Annotated in this window: 5 protein-coding genes; 3 read left to right on the forward strand and 2 right to left on the reverse strand. The window is 69.9% G+C overall.

What is annotated here, in order from left to right:
* The first annotated feature begins 289 nt into the window (after nucleotides 1-289).
* From GH736_RS16690 to GH736_RS16700, 3 genes are all read left to right on the forward strand, one after another.
* Nucleotides 290-1162, forward strand: coding sequence for a DUF3048 domain-containing protein (locus tag GH736_RS16690; RefSeq protein WP_268891247.1), 873 nt, complete (start codon nucleotides 290-292; stop codon nucleotides 1160-1162).
* A 130-nt stretch (nucleotides 1163-1292) separates the two neighbouring features.
* Nucleotides 1293-2912, forward strand: coding sequence for a chaperonin GroEL (groL, locus tag GH736_RS16695; protein ID WP_159605346.1), 1620 nt, complete (start codon nucleotides 1293-1295; stop codon nucleotides 2910-2912).
* A gap of 244 nt (nucleotides 2913-3156) precedes the next feature.
* Nucleotides 3157-4287 (forward strand): hypothetical protein, encoded by a 1131-nt coding sequence (locus GH736_RS16700; protein ID WP_159605348.1) that lies wholly within the window; start codon nucleotides 3157-3159, stop codon nucleotides 4285-4287.
* Between the two features lie 25 nt (nucleotides 4288-4312).
* Here the strand turns inward: GH736_RS16700 and GH736_RS16705 are convergent, their stop codons facing one another.
* A complete protein-coding gene (locus tag GH736_RS16705; RefSeq protein ID WP_159605350.1) occupies nucleotides 4313-4603 on the reverse strand; it encodes a WXG100 family type VII secretion target in 291 nt (96 codons plus the stop codon).
* 159 nt (nucleotides 4604-4762) lie between these two features.
* The coding region (locus tag GH736_RS16710; protein WP_159605352.1) for a sensor histidine kinase at nucleotides 4763-5245 on the reverse strand (483 nt) is incomplete at its 5' end.

Raw genomic sequence — 5245 nt, forward strand, 5'->3', positions numbered from 1 at the left:
AAGGCGGCCCACGCCCGGACCGATGACGATGACGACGGCCGCGATGATGACGAGCCCCGAGCCGATGAGGTCGCCGAGCACCTCGAGGTAGGCGCCGCGCAGGTTGATCGAGTCCTCGGCGCAGTGCGTCGTCGTCGGCATCGGGGCTCATACGACCAGACTAGCGAGCGGGACGACGCACTCATCGTCGATTCAGGCCGACGTCAGTGACCGGTCAGCCGCAACGTGACGATCTCGATGTCGCTGAAGTCGACGTCGCAGGCGGTCGGTCGCCCTCGCGTTCAGCCCGCTGCGCGGCACTCGTCTCGAGGCACCGGCCGCGCCGCATCCGTCCATCGCCGTGAAGATCGACAACCACGAGGAGGCGCGTCCGCAGATCGCCCTCAACCGGAGCGACATCGCCTTCGAGGAGCTCGTCGAGGGCGGGCTCACCCGGTACCTCGTGGTGTGGCAGTCCGACGTGCCCGAGTCCGTCGGCCCGGTGCGTTCGGTGCGCCCCATGGATCCCGACATCGCCTCGCCGTTCGGCGGCATCATGGCGTACTCGGGCGGGCAGGAGCAGTTCGTCGAGATGATGATGGCGACGCCCCTCGTCAACCTCGTCTTCGACTTCGACGACACCGGGCTCTTCGAGCGGGTCGATGAGCGGCCGGGTCCGCACGACGTCATCCTCGCGGCGGCTGAGGCGGTGTCGCGCAACGTGTCGCTCGCACCGCCGCCGGTGCAGTTCTCCTACGGGACGGCGGATCCCCTCGCCGCACCGGCGCTCGCCGCGACGCCGACCTCTCGCATCGACCTGGTCTTCTCGGAGTCCCGCTTCCCCTCGTGGGACTGGGACGCCGCATCCGGCGTGTGGCTGCGGTCGCAGGAGGGGGCGCCCGACTTCGAGGCCTCGGGCGACCGGGTGCGCGCGACGAACGTCGTGACCATGCGGGTCGGCATCGACTGGAGTTACGGCGAGGTCCCGCGCACCGTCATGGTGGGCTCGGGGGAGGCGTGGGTCTCGGTCGCGGGCAAGACGGTGCACGGCACGTGGACGAAGGATGCCGCAGCGGCCCCGATCGTGCTGACCGCCGACGACGGAAGCCGGATCCGCCTCGCCCCGGGTAACACGTGGGTCGAGCTCGTGCCCGACGACGGCTCGGCGACGTTCGTCCCCTGAACCTCGGCCGGCGGCATCCGTGCTCGCTTGCACTCGTGACGGTCGAGTGCCAGAATCGTCTTAGCACTCACTCGTTTTGAGTGCTAACCAACGAATCTTTGAGACGTCCGAGAAGGGACGAGAGACACACATGGCAAAGATCATTGCTTTCAACGAGGAGGCCCGCCGCGGGCTCGAGCGTGGACTCAACCAGCTCGCCGACGCGGTCAAGGTGACCCTCGGCCCGCGCGGTCGCAACGTCGTGCTCGAGAAGAAGTGGGGCGCCCCCACGATCACGAACGACGGCGTGTCGATCGCCAAGGAGATCGAGCTCGACGACCCGTACGAGAAGATCGGCGCCGAGCTCGTCAAGGAGGTCGCCAAGAAGACCGACGACGTCGCGGGTGACGGCACCACCACCTCCGTCGTGCTCGCCCAGGCGCTCGTGCGTGAGGGCCTCCGCAACGTGGCCGCGGGTGCCGACCCCATCCTCCTGAAGCGCGGCATCGAGAAGGCCGTCACGGCCGTCACCGCCGAGCTCCTCGCCGCGGCCAAGGAGATCGAGACCAAGGAGGAGATCGCCGCGACCGCTTCGATCTCCGCCGCCGACCCCGAGATCGGCGCGATCATCGCCGAGGCGATCGACAAGGTCGGCAAGGAGGGCGTCGTCACCGTCGAGGAGTCGAACACCTTCGGCACCGAGCTCGAGCTCACCGAGGGCATGCGCTTCGACAAGGGCTACCTGTCGGCGTACTTCGTCACGGACCCCGAGCGCCAGGAGGCGGTCTTCGAGGACCCGTACATCCTCATCGTCAACAGCAAGGTCTCGAACATCAAGGACCTGCTCCCGATCGTCGACAAGGTCATCCAGACCGGCAAGCAGCTGCTGATCATCGCCGAGGACGTCGACGGCGAGGCGCTCGCGACCCTGATCGTCAACAAGATCCGCGGCATCTTCAAGTCGGTCGCCGTCAAGGCCCCCGGCTTCGGCGACCGCCGCAAGGCGCAGCTCCAGGACATCGCGATCCTCACCGGCGGCCAGGTCATCTCCGAGGAGGTCGGCCTCAAGCTCGAGAACGTCACCCTCGACCTGCTCGGCCAGGCTCGCAAGGTCGTCATCACCAAGGACGAGACCACGATCGTCGAGGGTGCGGGCGACCCCGAGGCCATCGCCGGCCGCGTCGCGCAGATCCGCGCCGAGATCGAGAACACCGACTCGGACTACGACCGTGAGAAGCTCCAGGAGCGCCTCGCGAAGCTCGCCGGCGGCGTCGCCGTCATCAAGGCGGGCGCGGCCACCGAGGTCGAGCTCAAGGAGCGCAAGCACCGCATCGAGGACGCCGTCCGCAACGCGAAGGCCGCCGTCGAGGAGGGCATCGTCGCCGGTGGTGGCGTGGCCCTCATCCAGGCCGGCGCCAAGGCGTTCAAGACCCTCGAGCTCTCGGGCGACGAGGCGACCGGCGCCAACATCGTGAGGGTCGCCATCGAGGCTCCGCTCAAGCAGATCGCCCTCAACGCGGGACTCGAGCCGGGCGTGGTCGCGAACCGCGTCGCCGAGCTGCCCGACGGCCACGGCCTCAACGCCGCGACCGGCGAGTACGGCGACCTGCTCGCTCAGGGGATCATCGACCCCGCCAAGGTGACCCGTTCGGCGCTGCAGAACGCCGCGTCGATCGCCGGCCTCTTCCTCACCACGGAGGCCGTCGTCGCCGACAAGCCCGAGAAGAACCCGGTTCCGGCCGGCGACCCCACGGGCGGCATGGACTTCTAGTCCGAACCGATCCACGGCCTGCGGGCCCGATCCACGCGAAGGGCGTCTCCTCCGGGAGACGCCCTTCGTCGTGCCCGCGGTGCACGTGGGTGCTCGCTCCGGACCGTGCTGGAACCGTTATGCGGAGGAGATGCTCCGCGGGTTGCCCGGGTCGTACATTGAGCTCATGCCGCGCCATCGCCCGTCGCCCCCGCTCCTCGTCGGATCCCTCGCCGTCGTGGTTGTCCTCACGTTGGGCGGGTGCGTGTCGAACGCTCCCGAGCCTGCGGGTCCCGCCGCGGAGACGCCCCCGCCCACCCCCGAACCCGTCGCGGATCGGGTTCCAGTTCCGCGCATCGACGCGGCCTGCGAGGACCTCTTCGATATCGCGGCCCTACAGGAGTTCGTCGGCGAGGGCACGAATCCGCTCGCTCAGGTCCACGAAACGACGCGCGCCGAACCCGACCGACTTGCTCCGCGCCAGCTCGGGAGCCTCGACTGCGTCTGGACGACGGCCGCGGGACCGGCGATGCCGTACGCCGACGCGGGCGACGAGCGGCGGGTGACTGTCAGCGTGCTGCCCGAGGGGCAAGCGGCATCGCAGCAGTACGTGGATGTGTACGGGACGCAAGGGGGACCGTCCCCCTACGGCGACGGAGTGCTGGGGCCGGCCTGCAGGGGCGTGGTGCCGGGCGTTCCGCACAACCCGGTTTGCGACCTTCAGGGCTGGATCGGCGGCTCGTGGGTCGAGCTCCTCATCGACGACGTCGTCGCGCGGCCGGAGGACACCGATGCGACGCTCACCGAACGGTTCGGTTCTGTGACCGATCACCTCGTGGCCGTGCTCGAGGCGTCCACTTCGGCCCCCGATCGCTGGCAGCCCTCCGCCCCGAGTCGCAATGCCGGTCGTTCGTGCGAGGAGCTTGCCCCGATCGGACCGATCGCGTCCGCGACCGGGGTCGATGACCTCGACATCCACAGGTGGCAGGACGGCCCGAATGTGGGTCAGTACTTCTACGCGCTCGAACAGACCCGAGCGCTGCGCTGCTCCCTCGCGTTCGCCGGGAGCGACGCAGCACTCGGAGCTGTGCACGTTTTGCCGAGCGGTGCATGGGCCTTCGACGAGCTGCTCGGCGATTGGTCGGCGGCGGGCGCCGAGCCGATCGAGCTCGCCGATCTGCCCTCGGCGTCCGCGGTGCTTCGCTGCGCGGATCCGCTCGATGTCTGTCGCGTCGATGCGAAGGTGGACGGCGACTGGATGCAGGTGTCCATCTCCCCGCCGCCGCCTGGCCTGCAAGCCGACGCCTACCCCGGTCAGGCGGAGTTCGATGCTGCGCGCGCTTCGATCGAAGCCGTCGCGGCGTTGGTGGCGGAGCGGATGGCGACCACCGTCTGACGCCCTCTGTCGGCTCCCGTCGCGGCTAGCGGAGGAACAGGCGCGCGTTCGCCTGCTCGGCGTCGGCGTACTGGGTGGCGGCGACGCCGAGCGCGTGGTTGAGGTGCGAGAGGCTCTGCTCGACCTGCAACTGCGTGGCGCGCCAGTCGGAGACGGCGCCCTGGAACGCCGTGGCGGCCTGTCCCGACCACGACGACTGCAGGCCGCTCAGCTGGCCGAGGAGCGATGACACCTCGGCCTGGATGCGGCCGATGGTGCCCTGGACGGTCTGCGTCGCGGCGGAGACCTGTGCGGCGTCGACGTGATAGGTGGTCATGGAAGTGCGTCCTCTCGGTCGGTGTGCCCCAACGGTAGGAGGGGACCACCCGGGCGCGAGGACGAGCGGGAGCCGGCGTGGCGCGGCATCCGCTCGCGGCGGCTGGTGAGGACGACTCGTTGCCGTGCGGGCGGGCGGCGAGGCGCGCCGCCGGGCCGGTCAGCCGGCGGTGACGGGCTGCGGTGCGGCGGCAGAGCCCGCCAGTGGGAGGGAGATCCGGAAGGTGGCGCCGCCGCCGGGCGTCTCCACCACGTCGACGGTGCCGTTGTGGGCGGCGACGATCGACGAGACGATGGCGAGCCCGAGGCCGGAGCCGCCGGTCTCGCGCGTGCGCGACGTGTCGGCACGCCAGAAGCGCTGGAAGATCTTCTCGCGGATCTGCGGCGGGATGCCCTCTCCGTGGTCGATCACCTCGATCATGGCGCGCTCGGCTGCGTCGTCGATGGACACGCGGATGTCGATCGGGCTGTCGTCGGACGTGAACCGGATGGCGTTCGCCATCAGGTTCGTGATGACCTGCCGGATCTTGTTCTCCTCGGCGAGCACCACCGCGCGGCGCACCGGGGCCGTGGCCGGCACGACGGTCTCGGCGACCGTCGCGGAGGCGGCATCGGTGGCCGCAGCACGCGATCGTGCCGACTG

The organism is Agromyces humi, from assembly GCF_009720255.1.
Classification (GTDB): domain Bacteria; phylum Actinomycetota; class Actinomycetes; order Actinomycetales; family Microbacteriaceae; genus Agromyces; species Agromyces humi.